This is a genomic window from Nocardioides panacisoli (assembly GCF_039537325.1).
Taxonomy (GTDB): Bacteria; Actinomycetota; Actinomycetes; order Propionibacteriales; family Nocardioidaceae; genus Nocardioides; species Nocardioides panacisoli.
The window spans coordinates 22,899-37,992 of the sequence record NZ_BAABAH010000013.1 but is presented as its reverse complement, the minus strand read 5'-3'; the positions used below and the strand labels follow the sequence as shown (position 1 = coordinate 37,992).

Sequence of the window (15,094 nt, the reverse complement as noted above, 5' to 3'; positions counted from 1 at the left end):
CCAAGAGACCCCGAAGGTGTCCCATGTCCCAGACCGCTCCGTCCGACAGGAAAGAGTGGCGCGCGCCGACCGTCCGCGAGATCGGCACGGCCGTGGCCGCCGAGTTCCTGCTCGACCACGGCCACGACGGCCACCACACCCAGGGCAAGCTGCTCGCCCACAGCTGAGCCAGCGCGCGGCTCAGCCGCGCGTCACCAGCTTGTGCTGCTCCAGCGCGGCGACGAACGCTGCGACGTCCCGCTCGCAGGTCGCGCGGTCGACGTCGTACTCCTCCAAGAGCGCACCCACCACGCCGTCGAGTGAACGCGGCTCCTCCAGCAGGTCCCACACCCGCTGACCGACCTCGTCGAGGCCGAGGTAGGCGAGGTCCTCGTTGAGCACCACCCGGATGTCGTCGAACTGCGCCTCGACCACGCCCGGCTGCCTGCTGATCGTCCCCCCTGTCACGGGCGTCATCGTAGGTGGCCGAACTGGTTCACGGGGCGGAACCGGTCCACCACGTCGCCGCCGACCACGACCGTCCCCGACCGGCCGACGAGCCAGGCGTGCGGCACGTCGGTCGGCCGCTGGGCGTCCAGCCCGATGACCACCACACTCGGGGTACGCCGGGCGCGCAGCATCAGGCTCGCGGCGACCGCCTGCTCCAGGCAGTTGGCAGAGGTACGGCGAGCCGCGCTCGCCACGGCCCGCCCGACGTCGGCCTCGGTGCCGGCCAGCGGCCCGACGTCGAACCCGACGCGCACCGGCCCGGTGGCGCCGAGGAGCCCCGACCAGCGCCGCATCGCCACGCCCTTGCGCAGCACTCGTGCGACCAGGAGGAGCACGATCGCCTCGAGCACCCGGAGCCGGTGCCGAGCCCGGGCCCAGTCGGTCATGACCGCAGCGTCCCACACCCGACCAGCGCTACCGTGACCGCCGTGACCAGGAGTCTTGTCGTCAAGGTGACCTGCGGGACCGACGACCCGGAGCGGTGCAACCAGGGCTTCACCGTGGCGGCCACGGCGGCAGCGTCCGGCGTACCGGTGTCCCTGTGGCTGACCGGCGAGGCGGCGTGGTTCGCGCTGCCCGGCCGCGCCGCCGACCTCGACCTGCCGCTCGCCACTCCCCTGCCCGACCTGCTGCAGACGGTGCTGTCGCTCGGCTCGGTGACGGTGTGCAGCCAATGCGCGGCGCGCCGCGACATCTGGGAGAAGGACCTGGTCGCCGGCGTGCGGATGGCCGGCGCGCCGGTGTTCGTCGAGGAGATCATGGCGGAGCACGCCCAGGCGCTCGTCTACTAGGGGCGGCCCCGTAGATTTCGGGCATGCGCGTGTGGCCCGTCCTGCCTGTCGTCGGGCTGCTCGTCTCGAGCCTGGCCGCGTGCGACTCCGCGGGGCGTACCTACTCCACCGGCGCGAGCGACATCTACGTCGCGATCGGCGACTCCTACACGGCCGCGCCCAGGACCGGGTTCCCCGACGGGGACGACGGCTGCCACCGCAGCGAGGCCAACTACCCGCACCTGGTGGCGAAGGTGACCGACGCCGACCTCCACGACGTGAGCTGCTCGGGCGCGAGCACCACCCAGCTGACCGACCCGTGGAAGCCGGGCGGCGTACACCTCGTCGCGCCGCAGCTGGACGCCCTCAACGACGAGACGGACCTCGTGACGGTCGGCATCGGCGCCAACGACTACCACCTGATCGGGATCGTGTTCATCACCTGCCCCGCGCTCGCGGTCCGGGAGCCCGACGCGGACAGCCCCTGCACCGACGCGGCCGAGGCCAACCCGAACGCCTCGCTCAAGGACCTGCTCAGCCAGATGGAGGACAACGTCACCGACCGGCTGAAGGACGTCACCGACCTCGCGCCCAACGCCGACGTCCTCGTCATCGGCTACCCCAGCATCATTCCCGCGCACGGCACCTGCGACGAGCTCCCCCTCGCGCCGGGCGACTACCCGCTGGCCCGCCGGATCATCGACGGCATCAACACTTCCGTCGCCGCCGCCGCCGACCGCGCCGGCGTGCGGTTCATCGACACCGCCACCGGTAGCGAGGGCCACGACATCTGCAGCGACGACCCGTGGATCGCGGGCGTGCACGCCGAGGACGGCCACGCCGCCCCCCTGCACCCCTACCCCGAGGAGCAGGAGTTCGTCAGCCGGCAGGTGCTGGACGCGATCGGCTGACGCGACCCCTTCGCCGGGGCGGACGGGTCAGCGGCCGACGCCGAGCAAGATCCGCTCGAACTCGCCGCCGCACTTCTCGAGGTCGAACTCGCGCTCGGCGAGGTCGCGGGCCCGGCGGCCCAGCTTGTCCCAGGCGTCGTGATCCTCGAGCACCTCGGCGATCCACTCCGCCGCGGCGTCGACCGAGGCCTCGGTGGGGGGCAGCACGCAGCCGCCGGCCTCGTCGACCAGGGCGGCGGCGAGGTTCTCCTCGGGCATCAGGCCCAGGATCGGCCGGGCGGCGCAGAGGTAGGACAGGGTCTTCGACGGCACCGAGAACGCGCCGGCGGACTGGTCGAGCACGACCAACAGGATGTCGCCGGAGCCGAGGACCTCGGGCAGCCGCTCGTAGGGCTGGAACGGCAGCAGGTTGACCGGTACGCCGAGGCGGTCGGCCTCCTCGCGAACCACGGCGACGGCCGGGCCCTCGGTGATCACGCTGAGCCGGGCGGGCGTGCCCTGCGCACGGACGGCCGCGGCGACCTGCACCAGCAGCTTGGGGTTGTGCTTGAGGCCGAGCGTCCCGGAGTAGACGAGGTGGGGCACGTTCTCGACCCGGTGCTCGCAGGCCCACGCGTTGTCGCGACGGGTCGGCACGAGCTCCTTGAGCGGCGCCCAGTTGGGGATCACGGTCGTCTTGTCGTAGGTCCCCCACGCCCGGTGGACGTCGAGGAAGCCGTCGGAGATCACGACGATCGCGGCGGCGCGGCGGTTGCACCACTTCTCCAGCCAGCCGGCGACCGAGGCGAGGACCACGAACCCCCGCGACAGCTTCTCGCCCGCGAACGACCGCATCGCGACGCCCTGGACGTCCTGCTGCCAGGAGACCGCCGGGACCCGGGCGAGGACGAAGTAGAGCGTGACGACGACCATCATCGGGACCGGCACGTTGCCGAAGAGGACGACGTCCGGCTTCAGCCGCCGGACCTGGCGGGCCAGCTGTACGCCGTACCGCAGCTCCTGGACCAGGCGCCGGCGGAAGCTCAGCTTCTCGATCACCTCGCCGCGGGCGATGGAGTCGAAGGTGACGCCGGGGACGCCGCCGAGATTTCCCTTGCCCGAGACGTGTGCCTCGCACCAGGAGTGGGTAACTTCGTGACCACGGCGGGCGAGCTCGCCACTCAGCTCCACCTGGAACGGGTGGCCGCTGTAGTCGTGCACAAGAACGCGCATGGGTTGGGGGCCCCACTCTCGCTCGGCTGTTTTCGGACGTCCTGGTGTCCCTAACGACCGAGGTGCGAGTAGGTCACTTGACTCTTTACCGGCGGGTAGGAACAGGTTCCAGTCAGCCGGTGAGTCCCAGCAGCGCCCTTGCCTCGGCGGTGGTCATCGGGCGGCGCTGCGCGAGGCCGCCGAGCGCGACCGCGCGGTCGACGAGCTGCCGGTTCGAGGTGACCGGCTCCCCGCGGCGGAGAGTCAGCACGTCCTCCATGCCGACCCGCAGGTGCCCGCCCTTGCTAAGCGAGGCGAGGGCGACGGGGAGGGTGCTGCGGCCGATCCCGGTCGCGGACCAGCTCGTGACCTGGGGCGGCAGCGCCGCGACCGCGGCGACCAGGGCGTCGGCGGTGCCGGGCATGCCGCCGGGCACGCCCATCACCAGGTCGCAATGGACGCGACCGCCGTACGGAAGCCCGTAGCGGTCCAGGAGCCGGTGCAGCGCCGCGACGTGGCCGAGGTCGAACAGCTCGAACTCCGGCACGACCTGGCGCTCCTGGCTGAGCTGGTAGAGCTCGGTGACGAACGGCCACGGGTTGCTGAACACGTCGTCACCGAAGTTGGTGGTGCCCATGGTCAGGCTGCAGGAGTCGGGTGCGGCGTCGAGGACCTTGAGGCGTACGTCGAGCGGGTCGTGGACCGATCCGCCGGTCGAGAGCTGGACGACCAGGTCGGTCCCCTCCCGCAGCGCCTGCACCGTGTCGGTGAGCCGGGCCAGGTCGAGGGTCGGCAGGTGGTCGTCGTCGCGGATGTGCACGTGGATCATGGCCGCGCCGGCGGCCTCGCACTCCCGGGCGGTGGCGACGAGCTCCTCGAGGGTGGTGGGGAGGCGGGGGCAGTCGGCCTTCGTGGTCTCGGCGCCGGTGGGCGCGACGGTGACGAGAAGGGCCTCCGCCGGGACGGTGGTGGTGGTCACCGCGTCATCGTGGCACGAGCGGGCCGGCGACCTACTTCCAGGCCCGCACCCAGTCGACGTCCATCGTGACCGAGGTCGGCGTCAGCTCGTCGACGGCGTTCCAGCCGCCGCCGAAGACCTGGTTCATCACGATGTTGAACGGCTGGTCGAAGGGGGCCGGCGGCTTCACCGGCGCGACCGGCTTCCACCCGGTCTTCCAGCACTCGACGCCGTCGTAGAGGAACCGCATCGAGGTCTTCGTCCACTCGACGGCGTACTGGTGCCAGTCGCCGGGGGTGGGCACCTCGCACTTGTGGGTCACGCCCAGGCGTGCGCCGCCGTAGTGCAGCGTCGGGTAGACGTAGCCGGCGTCGGCGCTGAACCACTCGGCCACGTCGATCTCGCCCGAGAGCGGCCACGCGCCGTAGACGTTGGTGGCGGGGTTCATCCAGAGCGCCGAGTGCACACCGGGAGTGGTGGCCTGAGGGAAGCGCGCCCGGAACTCGACCCGGCCGTAGGCCTGGGAGAACCGGTCGCGGGTCGTGAGCGAGGCGCCGGTGAACTCCGTCGTGAAGTCGCCGCGCGGGCTCTTGCAGGTGAACGCGTGGTCCGCGTGCTTGGCCGTCAGGTGCAGCGACCCGAAGGAGACCGACATGTTGCCCGGCAGGGCGACGTAGCAGTCGTGGTTGGGCGAGGACAGCCCGCTCCGCGCGGTCGTGCCCGCCTGCCACTTCGTCGTGTCGATGGTCGTGCCGGTGAACTCGTCGTCGAACGTGCACGTGTAGGTGCCGCCGTCGGCCTTGCGCGGGTGCTCGCCGGCGCACGGGGCAGCCGGGGGCGTCGTGGGCGCCGGGCTCGTCGAGGCCGACACCGATCCGCTCGTGGCGGGGGAGCTCGGCGCGCCGGAGGCGCCGTCGTGCTCGACACACGCGGTCGCGAGGATGGCGAGGCTGATCAGGACCACGCCGGCTGCTCGTGTCAGGTTCCGCACTTCCTCTGCTCCGTTCCCCCATGGCGACGCCAACGCCAGACGGCGGGAACAGGCGACACTGCGGAGAAAACGGGATGGGTGTCGCGCTGGTTACGGCCTGCGCGCGACGCGCAGGCCGAGGAGGTAGAGCTCGCAGCCCAGGCAGAGGCCGATCACGGCGTTGAGCAGCGCGGCGACCAGGGCGAGCCCGACCGCGACCTGGCCGAGGAGGGTCGCACCGCTGAGGTAGCCGGTCAGCGCCACGGCCGTGAACACCAGCCCGACGCCCTGGGCGAACCGCGGCGGCCGCGGGTCCTCGAGGTCCGCCGGCGGGCTGAGCCGTGGCCGCACGAGGCTGCGGAAGAGCAGCCCGGTCGGGGTGTGCTGCACGCCGAGCAGCACGCCGGACAGGAAGAACAGCAGCTGGATCGCCACGAGCGTGCCGGCCACCGCCGGCGGGGTGAGCAAGGCGGCGACGAGGAGCACCGCGGTGACCGAGGCCGTGAAGCGCGGCCCCCGGGGGTCGATGCCGGTCACGACGACGTCACCGGCAGTGCGGCCAGCACCTGCTGGCGGGTCGGCGCCCCCGCTGCGCGGACGAGCTCGTGGCCGTCGGCGTCCAGCACGAGGGTGGTCGGCGTCCGGCGTACGTCGAGGGCGCGCACGAGGTCGAGGTGCTGCTCCGCGTCCACCTCGACGTGGCGGACGCCGTACTCCTTCGACGCCACGTCGGACAGCACCACCCGCGCCGTCCGGCACGGCGCGCAGAACGCCGAGGAGAACTGCACGAGCGTCGCGCGCTCCCCCGGCCGCTCCCCGGGGAGCGCGGCCAGCACGTGCGACCACGCCGAGTCGGCAGAAACTTGGGTCGAACCCCGTCGAGTCGGCTCAAGCTTGAGCCGACTCGGCGAGAAGTTGCCGTCGGTGCGCCACCGGAGCACGCCGAAGCCCGCCGTCGCCACGAGGGCGACGGCGAGCACGACGACTCCGGTCATGGGTGGTCCAGGCCTCTCAGATGCTGACGGTGACCTCGGCGACGCTGCCGGTCGCGGCCTCGACGACCCGGTCGACCGGCTCGGCCTTGGGCGCGAGGGTGCGCAGCGTCCACTGGCCGTCGCCGGCGAAGAACCGGAAGTGGCCGGTGGCCGAGGTGGGGACCTCGGCGGTGAACTCGCCGGTCCGGTCGAGCAGTCGCACGTAGGCGTTCGGGACCGGCTCGCCGTCCCGGACGACCTGGCCCTGGATCACGGCCTCCTTGGCGACGTTGACGCCGTCGAGCGACAGACCGCCCTCAGTGGCTCCGCACATGCTCAGGCCTCCCCGGGCTCGTCGCCGAGGGCGACGGGAACGCCGACCAGCGAGCCGTACTCGGTCCAGGAGCCGTCGTAGTTCTTGACGTTCTCCTGGCCCAGCAGCTCCTTGAGCACGAACCAGGTGTGCGAGGAGCGCTCACCGATCCGGCAGTAGGCGATGGTGTCCTTGCTCCAGTCGACGCCGGCCTCGGAGTAGATCTCCTTCAGCTCGTCGTCGGAGCGGAAGGTGCCGTCGTCGTTGGCCGCCTTGCTCCACGGGACGTTCGCGGCGGTCGGGATGTGGCCCGCGCGCTGCGCCTGCTCCTGCGGGAGGTGCGCCGGGGCGAGCAGCCGGCCGGCGAACTCGTCGGGGCTGCGCACGTCGACCAGGTTCTGGGTGCCGATCGCGGCGACGACCTCGTCGCGGAAGGCGCGGATCGAGGCGTCCTGCTCCTGGGCGGTGTACTGGGTCTTCTCGCGGCTCGGCGCGTCGGTGACCAGCTCGCGGCTGTCGAGCTCCCACTTCTTGCGGCCGCCGTCGAGGAGCTTGACGTCCTGGTGGCCGTAGAGCTTGAAGTACCAGTAGGCGTAGGCCGCGAACCAGTTGTTGTTGCCGCCGTAGAGGACGACGGTGTCGTCGTTGGCGACGCCCCGGTCGGACAGGAGAGCCTCGAACTGCTCCTTGTTGACGAAGTCGCGGCGGACCTGGTCCTGGAGGTCGGTGGTCCAGTCGAGCTTGATGGCTCCCCGGATGTGGCCCTTGTCGTAGGACGTGGTGTCCTCGTCGACCTCGACGAGCACCACCTTGGCGTTGTCGAGGTTGTCCTCCACCCACTGGGCGGTGACGAGCGAGTTCTCGCGGCTCATGGAATATCCTTTGTCGAGTGAGTTGCTAGAAATACATCATGACTGGCTCGTCAAGACGCGGGGGGGTCGAGGGCGCGCACAGCAGGCGACGACGAGACGTCAGAGAGCTTGCGCCGGGTGCCAGTCGGGCGGCGGACCGCCGGGAGGATCAGACCCCGCTCAGCGCATTCGACACAGCGCCGAGCGGACGCGGGAGTAGTCCACCGCGCGTCGCTTGGTCAGCATGGTCGTCGACATGCCACCAACACTAGGGCGCCCCGCCAGGCGTCCACAGCGCCCGTCCCATTCCGCGAGACTGATGTCCGCTCACTGAGACGAGCAGTGGCTGCTCACCGTCGTCGACTGGCTGCCGGGCTGCGATCCCGGCGTGACGAACAGGTGGACGTCGCCGGTCTGACCGTGACCGGTGCGCAGCACGAAGTTGACGGTGCTGGTCTCCTCCGGCTGCAGGTCGATGTAGATCGGCGCGACCGTGCGGTGCTCGAGCGGGCGTGTCGACGGCGGGTTGATCGCCCGGTTGTCGATCTCGAGGCTCTCGAGCTGCCCGTCGCCCGGGAACATCAGGTAGATCACCACCTGCTGCTCGCCGGTCACCCAGTAGTCGGGCCGGTTCTTGTCGCCGGTGACCGACCACGGGTAGTCGGCGATGTCCGGCGGGGTGTCGTTGGTGAGCTTGATCGAGCCGGAGAGGTCCTGGACGTCGCCGGTGCAGGACCGCGCGACCAGGTGCACGTCGTACCGGAGGTAGTAGGACATCTTCGAGGCGGTGCCGTCGTTGAGGTAGACCCCCACCGCGGGGTCCTCGGACGGCAGCTCACCCGCGATCGCCGTGCCGGAGATCTGCTGCTGGACGTCCTTGTCGAAGCTGTGCACCCGGATCCGGCCCTCCGCCACGCCGCGGACCAGCCCGGTCACGAGCTGGACGGGGTCTCCCCGGCCGTCCGCGAAGGCGTTGAACACGGCCTTGGCCACGGCGTCCTGGTAGGCGTCGTGCGCGGCGAAGCTCGTCGTCTGCTTGTAGATCTCGTTCTCCACCAGCTGCACGACCGTCGACGCCGTCACCGGCCCGTAGCCGGGTACGGGGACCGGCCCCGTGCCCGCCAGCAGGTAGGAGACCGCCACGGGGTCGATCATGAAGACGCCGTCGACCCGCTGGTGGTAGGCCTTCTCCCAGTGCCCCGCCATCAGCTCTGCCGCCCGCGGGACGTCGGGGGTCAGGTCGGCGTCGAGGAAGTACTGCCCCAGCGCCGGGCCGAACAGCTGCTCCTCCTCGCGGGTGAGCGGCACCGGTGAGCGCCGGCTGTTGCCGAACGAGTGGGTCGCCTCCTGGTCGACGATGTCGACCCGGCCGTCGTCGGCCGCGAGCAGCGACACGGAACCCGCCAGGCCGCCGGTCGAGCGGAGCTCGGCGTTGTTCTCGAAGACGAGGAGGTAGTGCCGCGGGCCGTTCGCGCCGAGCAGGTCCGGCATGATCCGCGCCGCGCGGTAGACCGACCCGAGCGTGGAGCGCGAGGTCGTGACCAGGGAGCGCAGGCTGTCGAAGCCCTCACGAACCGGTCCGACGAACCCCGAGCTGTCCACCGCGTCGAGCCTCCGGTCGGCGTCGGCGAAGGCCGCCTCGCTCTTCTCGGCAGGCTCCTGGGCGTCGGTGATCGTCGACACCGGGAACCGGTGTCCCTGCGGCTGGAACGCACGCGAGGTCACCTGGTCCGCGGCGTCGACCAGCTCCGGCAGCGCCTGCTGGCCGAGGTCGTCGAGCACGCTCGAGGCGACGGCGATGCCCTGCGCGTCGTCACCGAACACGGGCAGGTGCTCCAACGTCCACCAGGTCGGGCCGTCGGTGCGGTCGGCGGCGGCAGCCGCGGCGTCCTGATAGTTCCTCAGCGCCTCGCGCGCGCCGGCCGCGTCTCCGTCGACCAGCCGGTCCCGCATGATCTCGCCGTCGCGTCGCACCTCGGTCAGGTCGCTCGAGGCCCGCCAGCCCACGAAGGCGCACCACAGGATGCCCAGCACGAGGATCCCGCCCAGCACCAGCGACACCAGCACCACGGGCCGGCTGGCCAGCCCGGTGCGCGCGCGGTGCCAGAGCGAGCGCGGGCCGCGCCGCCGGCGGACGAGGGGAGACACAGGGCACAGGATGCCCCACGGCGCGACTCTCCGAGTCATCTGTGCGTGGGCGTCCACCCGTGCCTTAGTATCCCTGGCGTCGTTCACTGGACGCGGGGCGCGGCCGAGCTTGGCTGCCTCTCAGTTCGTCCGCCATCTCTAGCCCAAGGTCGATCCACGTGGACTTGAAGCAGTTCCTGCAGGTCATGCGACGCCGCTGGCGCAGCGTCATCGCGATGATCGTCGTCGCGGTCGCCGTCGCGGGCGCCGCCATCTACATCCAGACGCCGCAGTACGAGTCCAAGGCGCGCGTGTTCCTCAGCGTGGACTTCACGAACCTGACCGACGCCTACTCGGCGCAGGCGTTCCTGAGCCAGCGGGCCGCGTCGTACGCCGACATCGCGGAGAGCTCCGAGCTCGCGGACCGGGTGATCGACGCACTGAACCTCCAGGAGACGGCGGAGGACCTGTCCTCGCACATCAACGCCGAGGTCATCGAGGGCACCGTCCTCATCGAGATCACGGTGACCGACGGGGACGCACGCCAGGCGCAGACGATCGCCGACGAGGTCACCAAGCAGTTCACCGACTACATCACCGAGATCGAGACGCCCGACAACAGCGCCGGCGTCTCCCAGGTGAAGGCCAACGTCACCAACCCCGCGAGCTACGAGCCCGACCAGGTCAGCCCGGATGTGGTGCTCTACATCATCGTCTCGGTGATCATCGGCCTGATGCTCGGCATCGCCCTGGCGATCGCCCGCGACCTGCTCGACCGGACGATCCGCACGGCGGAGAACGTCGCCGACCTCACCGAGGCGCCGGTCCTGGCGAGCGTCGCCTTCGACCCGGACATCCGCAGCGCACCGCTGCTCACCGACCTCGGCGGCTTCGCCGCCCGCACCGAGGCGTTCCGGCTGCTGCGCACGAACCTGCAGTTCATCGACCTGGACCACAAGGCCCGCGTCCTCGTGGTCACCAGCGCGGTGCCCGGCGAGGGCAAGACGATGACCGGCACCAACCTCGCCGTGGCGCTGGCGCAGACCGGCCGCAGCGTGCTGATCATCGACGCCGACCTGCGGCGTCCGCGGGTCGCGTCCGGCCTCGGCCTCGACCCGGCCATCGGCCTCACGACCGCCCTGGTCGGCAAGACCGACATCAGCGACGCGATCCAGGTGCACGAGCCCAGTGGCCTCCACGTGCTGGCCAGCGGCGCGAAGCCGCCGAACCCGACGGAGATCCTGCAGGCGCGGGTGACCCAGGACCTGATCAAGCGGCTGCGCCAGTCCTACGACACGGTCATCATCGACGCCCCGCCGCTGCTGCCGGTGGCGGACGCCTCGGTGCTGTCCACCCTCGCGGACGGCGTGATCCTGGTGATCCGCCACGGTCGCACCACGCGCGACCAGGTCAGCGAGGCGCTGACGCGGCTCGGCCAGGTCGGCGGCCGGCTCTACGGCGTCGTGGTCAACATGGTCGCCAAGCGGGCGATCGGCTCGTACTACTACTACTACTACGAGGAGACCGCCCCCGTTCCGCGCCGCAAGGCGACCGGGGACGAGACGAAATCGAAGAAGTAGCGCGGTCCACGCCTGTAGCCAGTACGTTTCGCCCCATGCTCCGTACGATCGAGGCCGACCTCCGGTCCAATGTCGACCCGACCAGGCGCACCGGGATCGGCTTCTGGGTCTGGGTGATCGGCAAGGCGCTCGCGGCGCCCCAGGTCCACGTCGTCGTCCTGTTCCGGCTGGCGCACGCCGTCGCCCAGACGCCGCTGCGTCCCCTCGCCTTCGTGATCCGCTCGATCGGCCTGGCCTGGTCGGGCGCCGAGATCCACCCCGACGCCCAGCTCTCGCCGGGCCTGGCCCTCGCGCACTCGACCGGCGTGATGATCGGCGCGCACGTCAAGACCGGCGTCGACTTCCGCATCTACCCCGGCGCTGTGCTGGGTGAGCCGGGACGCGGGAGCGCCGACGCCGCCGGGTTCCCGACGTTCGGCGACCACGTCACGATCGGCGCCCACGCGGTGGTGCTCGGACCGGTCCACGTCGGCCACGGATCGGTCGTGGGCGCGAACTCGGTCGTGACCAAGGACGTGCCGGACAACGTCATCGTCGCGGGCGCACCGGCCAAGATCGTGCGGCACCTGCTGCCGTTCGACCAGGACCCCACGCGGTCCGTCCCGGCCCCCGCACCGGCCCAGGCCGAGTGACGGGCGCTCACCGAGCGGCGAGGAGCTCCTCGAGGGCCGCCTCGACCTGAGCGACCGGGATGTCGATGTCGTCGACGATGCCCGTCATCTCCTTGCCCTCGGGCCACGAGCCGGCACCGACCAGGTAGCGGTAGTGGACGCCGCCGACGGCCTCGGCGATGGTCCACAGCCCGAGGTGCACGTAGGTGCCGGCGAACATCTCCAGCACGCGCACCCCGGGCTGGCTGAAGGTGATGTTGGTCAGCGCGGCGCCGTGCGGCGCGACGATGACCTCTGCGTTGTGGAAGACGTCGATCTGCTCCTGCACGGTGAGCGTGCCGGGGTCGAGCATCACGAACCCCTGCCGCTCGAGGCGCGGCCACAGCTCGGGCTCCTGCAGGTAGCGACGGCCTCCGGGCTGCTGGCCGCGCGAGAGGTAGAGCCGGGGCGGCGTGCCCGTCCGTCCGCTCGGCGGGAGGCGCTTGCGGAGCCACTCGGTGGCCGACCGCGGCGCGTCGAGGTCCTGGTTGGGGGTGCTGGGCACCAGCAGGCGGTCGGCGCGGAAGGTGCGGTCGGCCCGCGGCTGCAGGTAGGGCCCAGGAATGCCCGCGAGCTCCAGGATCTGCTGCTGGTAGCCCGACTGGTGCGGGACGACGATCGCGTCGACGCGCTCGCCGGGCAGGGCGTCCTCGAAGATGCCGTAGCGCGCGACCGCGTCGTAGAGGAAGTGGTAGTAGTTTCCGGCGGTCCCGCGCGTGGTCAGGCTGAGCACGGTCCCGTCGACCTGCTCGACGGCGGGCAGCCTGGGGTGCAGGAACACCGGGTGCTCGCGCCACCCGGCAAGGCCGAAGTAGCCGCTGGTCTGGTAATCGAGGATGCCGCCGGGAGTGACCGTGGCGCCGAAGTCGCCGACCAGCCTGCCGTCGCGTACGTCGAGCACGTAGCGGGCCGGCACCTCGGCGTGGCGCCCGCGCTCGAAGACCCAGTGCCGGGGCGGCTGTCCCGACGCGGGCCCGCGGTCGAGCAGCTCGGGCGGGCCTGCGGGATGCAGCGTCACCGCACCCGGCTCGGCGTCGGCACTGGCCGTCGAGCGGACCGTGGCCGTCCGGGGCAGGGACCGGACGCCGGCCAGCCGGGACACCGGACGGAACACCATGCCCACGAGCACGGACAGCAGGCGGTGCGCCCGCTTCAGCAGCGGCCACGCGGGCTGGAGCCGCGCCGGCAGCCGGCTCACTGGCCCATCAGCCGGTGGACGACCCGGGAGACGATCGGGAGGTCGATCAGCCGGCGCACCATCGCGCGCATCCACAGCGGCTTGATCAGCTTGCGGGCCAGCCGCGCGAACTTGCCGTCGTGGCGCAGCAGGATGACCTCGAGCTTCTCCTCGATGTCGCGGTTCAGCTCGACCGCCGGCGGGTGCACCAGCGGGAACTCCATCCGCTCGGCCGGGTAGGGGGTCTTCGCCGCGCGGGTGTGCGTCGCGCCCTCGCCGTAGCCGTCGTGCTCCACCAGGTTGGTGCAGGGCATGATCGAGAGCCCCTGGCGGGACATGATCGTCACCCACCAGTGGTGGTCCCAGCCGTAGTGGTCACCGTCGGTCTCGGTCGAGACGAACGTGAAGTGCCGCACCGCGCCCTCGGACACGAGCGCGTCCGGGTGCGGCGGCGCAGGACGGTTGCGCACCGCGTCCGCCGTGCGGGGAAGCTGGTCGACCCGGTCCTCGGCGCCGGCGTGGTCCCGGTCGAACTCGGCCCGGTGGTCGTGCCAGCGGTCCGCCCAGGTCGCCCAGCCCCACACGCTGGCCCAGGTGGTGAAGTCGTAGCTGTAGTCGCCGAACATCTCCGGCGGCACCGCGTGGATGTCGCCGCCGATCTGCCAGACCCGCTTCTCGTCCTCGTAACGCTCGAGCAGCTCCTCGGCGAACCGGAAGAACGACGGGTCCGGGATGCAGTCGTCCTCGAGCACGATCGCGCGGTCCACCTGGGAGAACACCCAGTCGAGGCCGAGCTCCACGTTGGCCTCGAGGCCCAGGTTCGCGTCGGCATACTTGCGCTCGACCTGGCAGGGCCAGTCGATCGTTTCCACCAGCGCGCGCACCTCCTCGCACTGGCGAGCCTCGTCGGGCCGGCCCGGGCGCGGCCCGTCGGCGACGACGAACAACCGCTCAGGACGCACCTCGCGCAGCACGTCGAGGTTGCGCTTGGTCACGCCGGGGCGCCGGAACACGATCAGGACGACCGGTGTCTGCAAGGGTGGTTCAGCTCCTCTGGGTCATCCGGGCGGCTGCCCGCGCGGCGCTCTTGGCTGGTCGGCTGTTGACGGCCGCCCGAGCGGCGCGGCGCAGTCTAGGCGACTTGATGAGCTTCCGAGCGAACCGGGCGGCAGGCCCGCCGACCCGGTTCAGGTGCAGCTCCAGCTCGCGCTCGACATCGACGTCGAGGGCGACCCGGTCGGGGTGCTTCATGGGGAACTCCATCGGTTCCGCGGGATCGTCCTCGCGGCCCGGCGAGTAGCCGTGGGTCGCGTCGGCGCCGAACCCGCCGTTGACGACGAGGTTGTTGGCCGGCGCAATGCACAGGCCGCCCTCGGTCATCACCGTGAGCCACCAGTGCTTGTCCCAGCCGTGGGTGACGACGTCGGACGACCGGGCGGCCTCGGCGAAGTGCCGCTGGCCCGCGCGCGTCACCAGCGTGCCGGGTGCCGGGAGCGCCGGCCGGGTGCGCACAGGGGCGTCACCGGCGTCGGTCGCCGAGCGGCGCACGTGGTCCCGGGTGAAGACCGCCCGGTGCCGTTGCCACCGGTCCCCCCAGGTCGCCCAGCCCCACACGCTGGCCCAGCTGGCGAACGCGTAGCTGTCGCCCTTGTAGAGCCGCCGCGGCACGCCGTGGCGGTTGCCGGAGACCTGCCAGACCCGGTCGTCGTCGCGGTAGCGGTCGAGGAGCTCCTCGACGTACCGGAAGAACGTGGGGTCGGGCGTGCAGTCGTCCTCGAGCACGATCGCCTCCGGCACCTGCGAGAAGACCCAGTCGAGCCCGAGCTCCACGTTGCCCTCGACGCCGAGGTTGACCTCGGAGAACCTCCGCTCGACCTGGCACGGCCAGTCGATCTCGTCGAAGACCGCTCTCGTCTCCGCGCAGAGCGTCGCGTCGTCCGGCCGGTCCGGACGCGGCCCGTCGGCGATGAGGAAGACCCGCTCCGGTGCCACCTGCCGGACGGCCGCCAGGGTGCGGCGCACGAGGTGGGGGCGGTTGAACGCGACCATCACGACGGGGGTGGAGAGCACGCGAGACGCAACCTTTCTGTCCGGCCGATCCGGTCATCGAGTGGAACATTCCACCAGACCCAG

The 15,094-nt window shown here is 71.4% G+C and carries 18 protein-coding genes; 5 read left to right on the top strand and 13 right to left on the bottom strand.

Annotated elements, in window-relative coordinates; translation table 11 throughout:
* Positions 1-23: 23 nt before the first annotated feature.
* Positions 24-167, top strand: coding sequence for a hypothetical protein (locus tag ABD709_RS16170; RefSeq protein WP_344777271.1), 144 nt, complete (start codon positions 24-26; stop codon positions 165-167).
* 13 nt (positions 168-180) lie between these two features.
* Here the strand turns inward: ABD709_RS16170 and ABD709_RS16165 are convergent, their stop codons facing one another.
* Positions 181-447: a PqqD family peptide modification chaperone gene (locus ABD709_RS16165; protein WP_344777270.1), complete on the bottom strand. Its 267-nt coding sequence runs from the start codon at positions 445-447 to the stop codon at positions 181-183.
* 5 nt (positions 448-452) lie between these two features.
* Entirely contained in the window at positions 453-875 is a 423-nt protein-coding gene (locus ABD709_RS16160; protein WP_344777269.1) for a lasso peptide biosynthesis B2 protein, read from the bottom strand.
* Positions 876-917: 42 nt separating this feature from the next.
* On the opposite strand from ABD709_RS16160, the gene ABD709_RS16155 reads away from it, so the two are divergent.
* Positions 918-1,280, top strand: coding sequence for a DsrE family protein (locus tag ABD709_RS16155; RefSeq protein ID WP_344777268.1), 363 nt, complete (start codon positions 918-920; stop codon positions 1,278-1,280).
* A 23-nt stretch (positions 1,281-1,303) separates the two neighbouring features.
* Entirely contained in the window at positions 1,304-2,170 is an 867-nt protein-coding gene (locus ABD709_RS16150) for an SGNH/GDSL hydrolase family protein (RefSeq protein WP_344777266.1), read from the top strand.
* Positions 2,171-2,197: 27 nt separating this feature from the next.
* Here the strand turns inward: ABD709_RS16150 and ABD709_RS16145 are convergent, their stop codons facing one another.
* The 8 genes from ABD709_RS16145 to ABD709_RS16110 form a co-directional block, all read right to left on the bottom strand.
* Complete coding sequence (locus ABD709_RS16145) at positions 2,198-3,382, bottom strand: glycosyltransferase family 4 protein (RefSeq protein ID WP_344777264.1); 1,185 nt, start codon at positions 3,380-3,382, stop codon at positions 2,198-2,200.
* Positions 3,383-3,494: 112 nt separating this feature from the next.
* On the bottom strand, positions 3,495-4,340 hold the full coding sequence (locus ABD709_RS16140; protein ID WP_344777262.1) for a beta-keto acid cleavage family enzyme: 846 nt from the start codon (positions 4,338-4,340) through the stop codon (positions 3,495-3,497).
* Between the two features lie 31 nt (positions 4,341-4,371).
* Complete coding sequence (locus ABD709_RS16135; RefSeq protein ID WP_344777260.1) at positions 4,372-5,283, bottom strand: glycoside hydrolase family 16 protein; 912 nt, start codon at positions 5,281-5,283, stop codon at positions 4,372-4,374.
* A 117-nt stretch (positions 5,284-5,400) separates the two neighbouring features.
* Entirely contained in the window at positions 5,401-5,826 is a 426-nt protein-coding gene (locus ABD709_RS16130) for a DUF4395 domain-containing protein (protein WP_344777258.1), read from the bottom strand.
* On the bottom strand, positions 5,823-6,284 hold the full coding sequence (locus ABD709_RS16125) for a thioredoxin family protein (protein ID WP_344777256.1): 462 nt from the start codon (positions 6,282-6,284) through the stop codon (positions 5,823-5,825). The genes ABD709_RS16130 and ABD709_RS16125 overlap by 4 nt, the downstream gene beginning before the upstream one ends.
* 16 nt (positions 6,285-6,300) lie before the next feature.
* Positions 6,301-6,597, bottom strand: coding sequence for a DUF1416 domain-containing protein (locus ABD709_RS16120; protein WP_344777254.1), 297 nt, complete (start codon positions 6,595-6,597; stop codon positions 6,301-6,303).
* 2 nt (positions 6,598-6,599) lie between these two features.
* Positions 6,600-7,448 (bottom strand): sulfurtransferase, encoded by an 849-nt coding sequence (locus tag ABD709_RS16115; protein WP_344777252.1) that lies wholly within the window; start codon positions 7,446-7,448, stop codon positions 6,600-6,602.
* A 306-nt stretch (positions 7,449-7,754) separates the two neighbouring features.
* Positions 7,755-9,575, bottom strand: a complete 1,821-nt coding sequence (locus ABD709_RS16110) for a DUF4012 domain-containing protein (protein ID WP_344777250.1) — start codon at positions 9,573-9,575, stop codon at positions 7,755-7,757.
* 158 nt (positions 9,576-9,733) lie between these two features.
* Between ABD709_RS16110 and ABD709_RS16105 the strand changes: the two genes are divergently transcribed.
* Both ABD709_RS16105 and ABD709_RS16100 read left to right on the top strand, forming a co-directional pair.
* Entirely contained in the window at positions 9,734-11,134 is a 1,401-nt protein-coding gene (locus ABD709_RS16105) for a tyrosine-protein kinase domain-containing protein (protein ID WP_344777248.1), read from the top strand.
* Positions 11,135-11,169: 35 nt separating this feature from the next.
* Positions 11,170-11,766 carry a serine O-acetyltransferase gene (locus ABD709_RS16100; protein ID WP_344777246.1) on the top strand — a complete coding sequence of 199 codons (597 nt, stop codon included), beginning with the start codon at positions 11,170-11,172 and terminating at the stop codon, positions 11,764-11,766.
* A gap of 7 nt (positions 11,767-11,773) precedes the next feature.
* Here the strand turns inward: ABD709_RS16100 and ABD709_RS16095 are convergent, their stop codons facing one another.
* Genes ABD709_RS16095 through ABD709_RS16085 form a run of 3 tightly spaced genes read right to left on the bottom strand, consistent with a single transcriptional unit; the run spans position 11,774 to position 15,031 of the window.
* On the bottom strand, positions 11,774-12,982 hold the full coding sequence (locus ABD709_RS16095) for a glycosyltransferase family 61 protein (protein ID WP_344777244.1): 1,209 nt from the start codon (positions 12,980-12,982) through the stop codon (positions 11,774-11,776).
* Positions 12,979-13,998, bottom strand: coding sequence for a hypothetical protein (locus ABD709_RS16090; protein WP_344777242.1), 1,020 nt, complete (start codon positions 13,996-13,998; stop codon positions 12,979-12,981). Before ABD709_RS16090 ends, ABD709_RS16095 begins: the two co-directional genes overlap by 4 nt.
* A 7-nt stretch (positions 13,999-14,005) precedes the next feature.
* Complete coding sequence (locus tag ABD709_RS16085; RefSeq protein WP_344777240.1) at positions 14,006-15,031, bottom strand: glycosyltransferase; 1,026 nt, start codon at positions 15,029-15,031, stop codon at positions 14,006-14,008.
* Positions 15,032-15,094 lie beyond the last annotated feature (63 nt).

Excerpts from the sequence above, each read along its gene's own strand:
- ABD709_RS16170 (WP_344777271.1), top strand. The coding sequence starts at position 24 with ATGTCCCAGACCGCTCCGTCCGACAGGAAAGAGTGGCGCGCGCCGACC.
- ABD709_RS16160 (WP_344777269.1), bottom strand. The coding sequence starts at position 875 with ATGACCGACTGGGCCCGGGCTCGGCACCGGCTCCGGGTGCTCGAGGCG.
- ABD709_RS16150 (WP_344777266.1), top strand. The coding sequence starts at position 1,304 with ATGCGCGTGTGGCCCGTCCTGCCTGTCGTCGGGCTGCTCGTCTCGAGC.
- ABD709_RS16145 (WP_344777264.1), bottom strand. The coding sequence starts at position 3,382 with ATGCGCGTTCTTGTGCACGACTACAGCGGCCACCCGTTCCAGGTGGAG.
- ABD709_RS16125 (WP_344777256.1), bottom strand. The coding sequence starts at position 6,284 with ATGACCGGAGTCGTCGTGCTCGCCGTCGCCCTCGTGGCGACGGCGGGC.
- ABD709_RS16120 (WP_344777254.1), bottom strand. The coding sequence starts at position 6,597 with ATGTGCGGAGCCACTGAGGGCGGTCTGTCGCTCGACGGCGTCAACGTC.
- ABD709_RS16115 (WP_344777252.1), bottom strand. The coding sequence starts at position 7,448 with ATGAGCCGCGAGAACTCGCTCGTCACCGCCCAGTGGGTGGAGGACAAC.
- ABD709_RS16100 (WP_344777246.1), top strand. The coding sequence starts at position 11,170 with ATGCTCCGTACGATCGAGGCCGACCTCCGGTCCAATGTCGACCCGACC.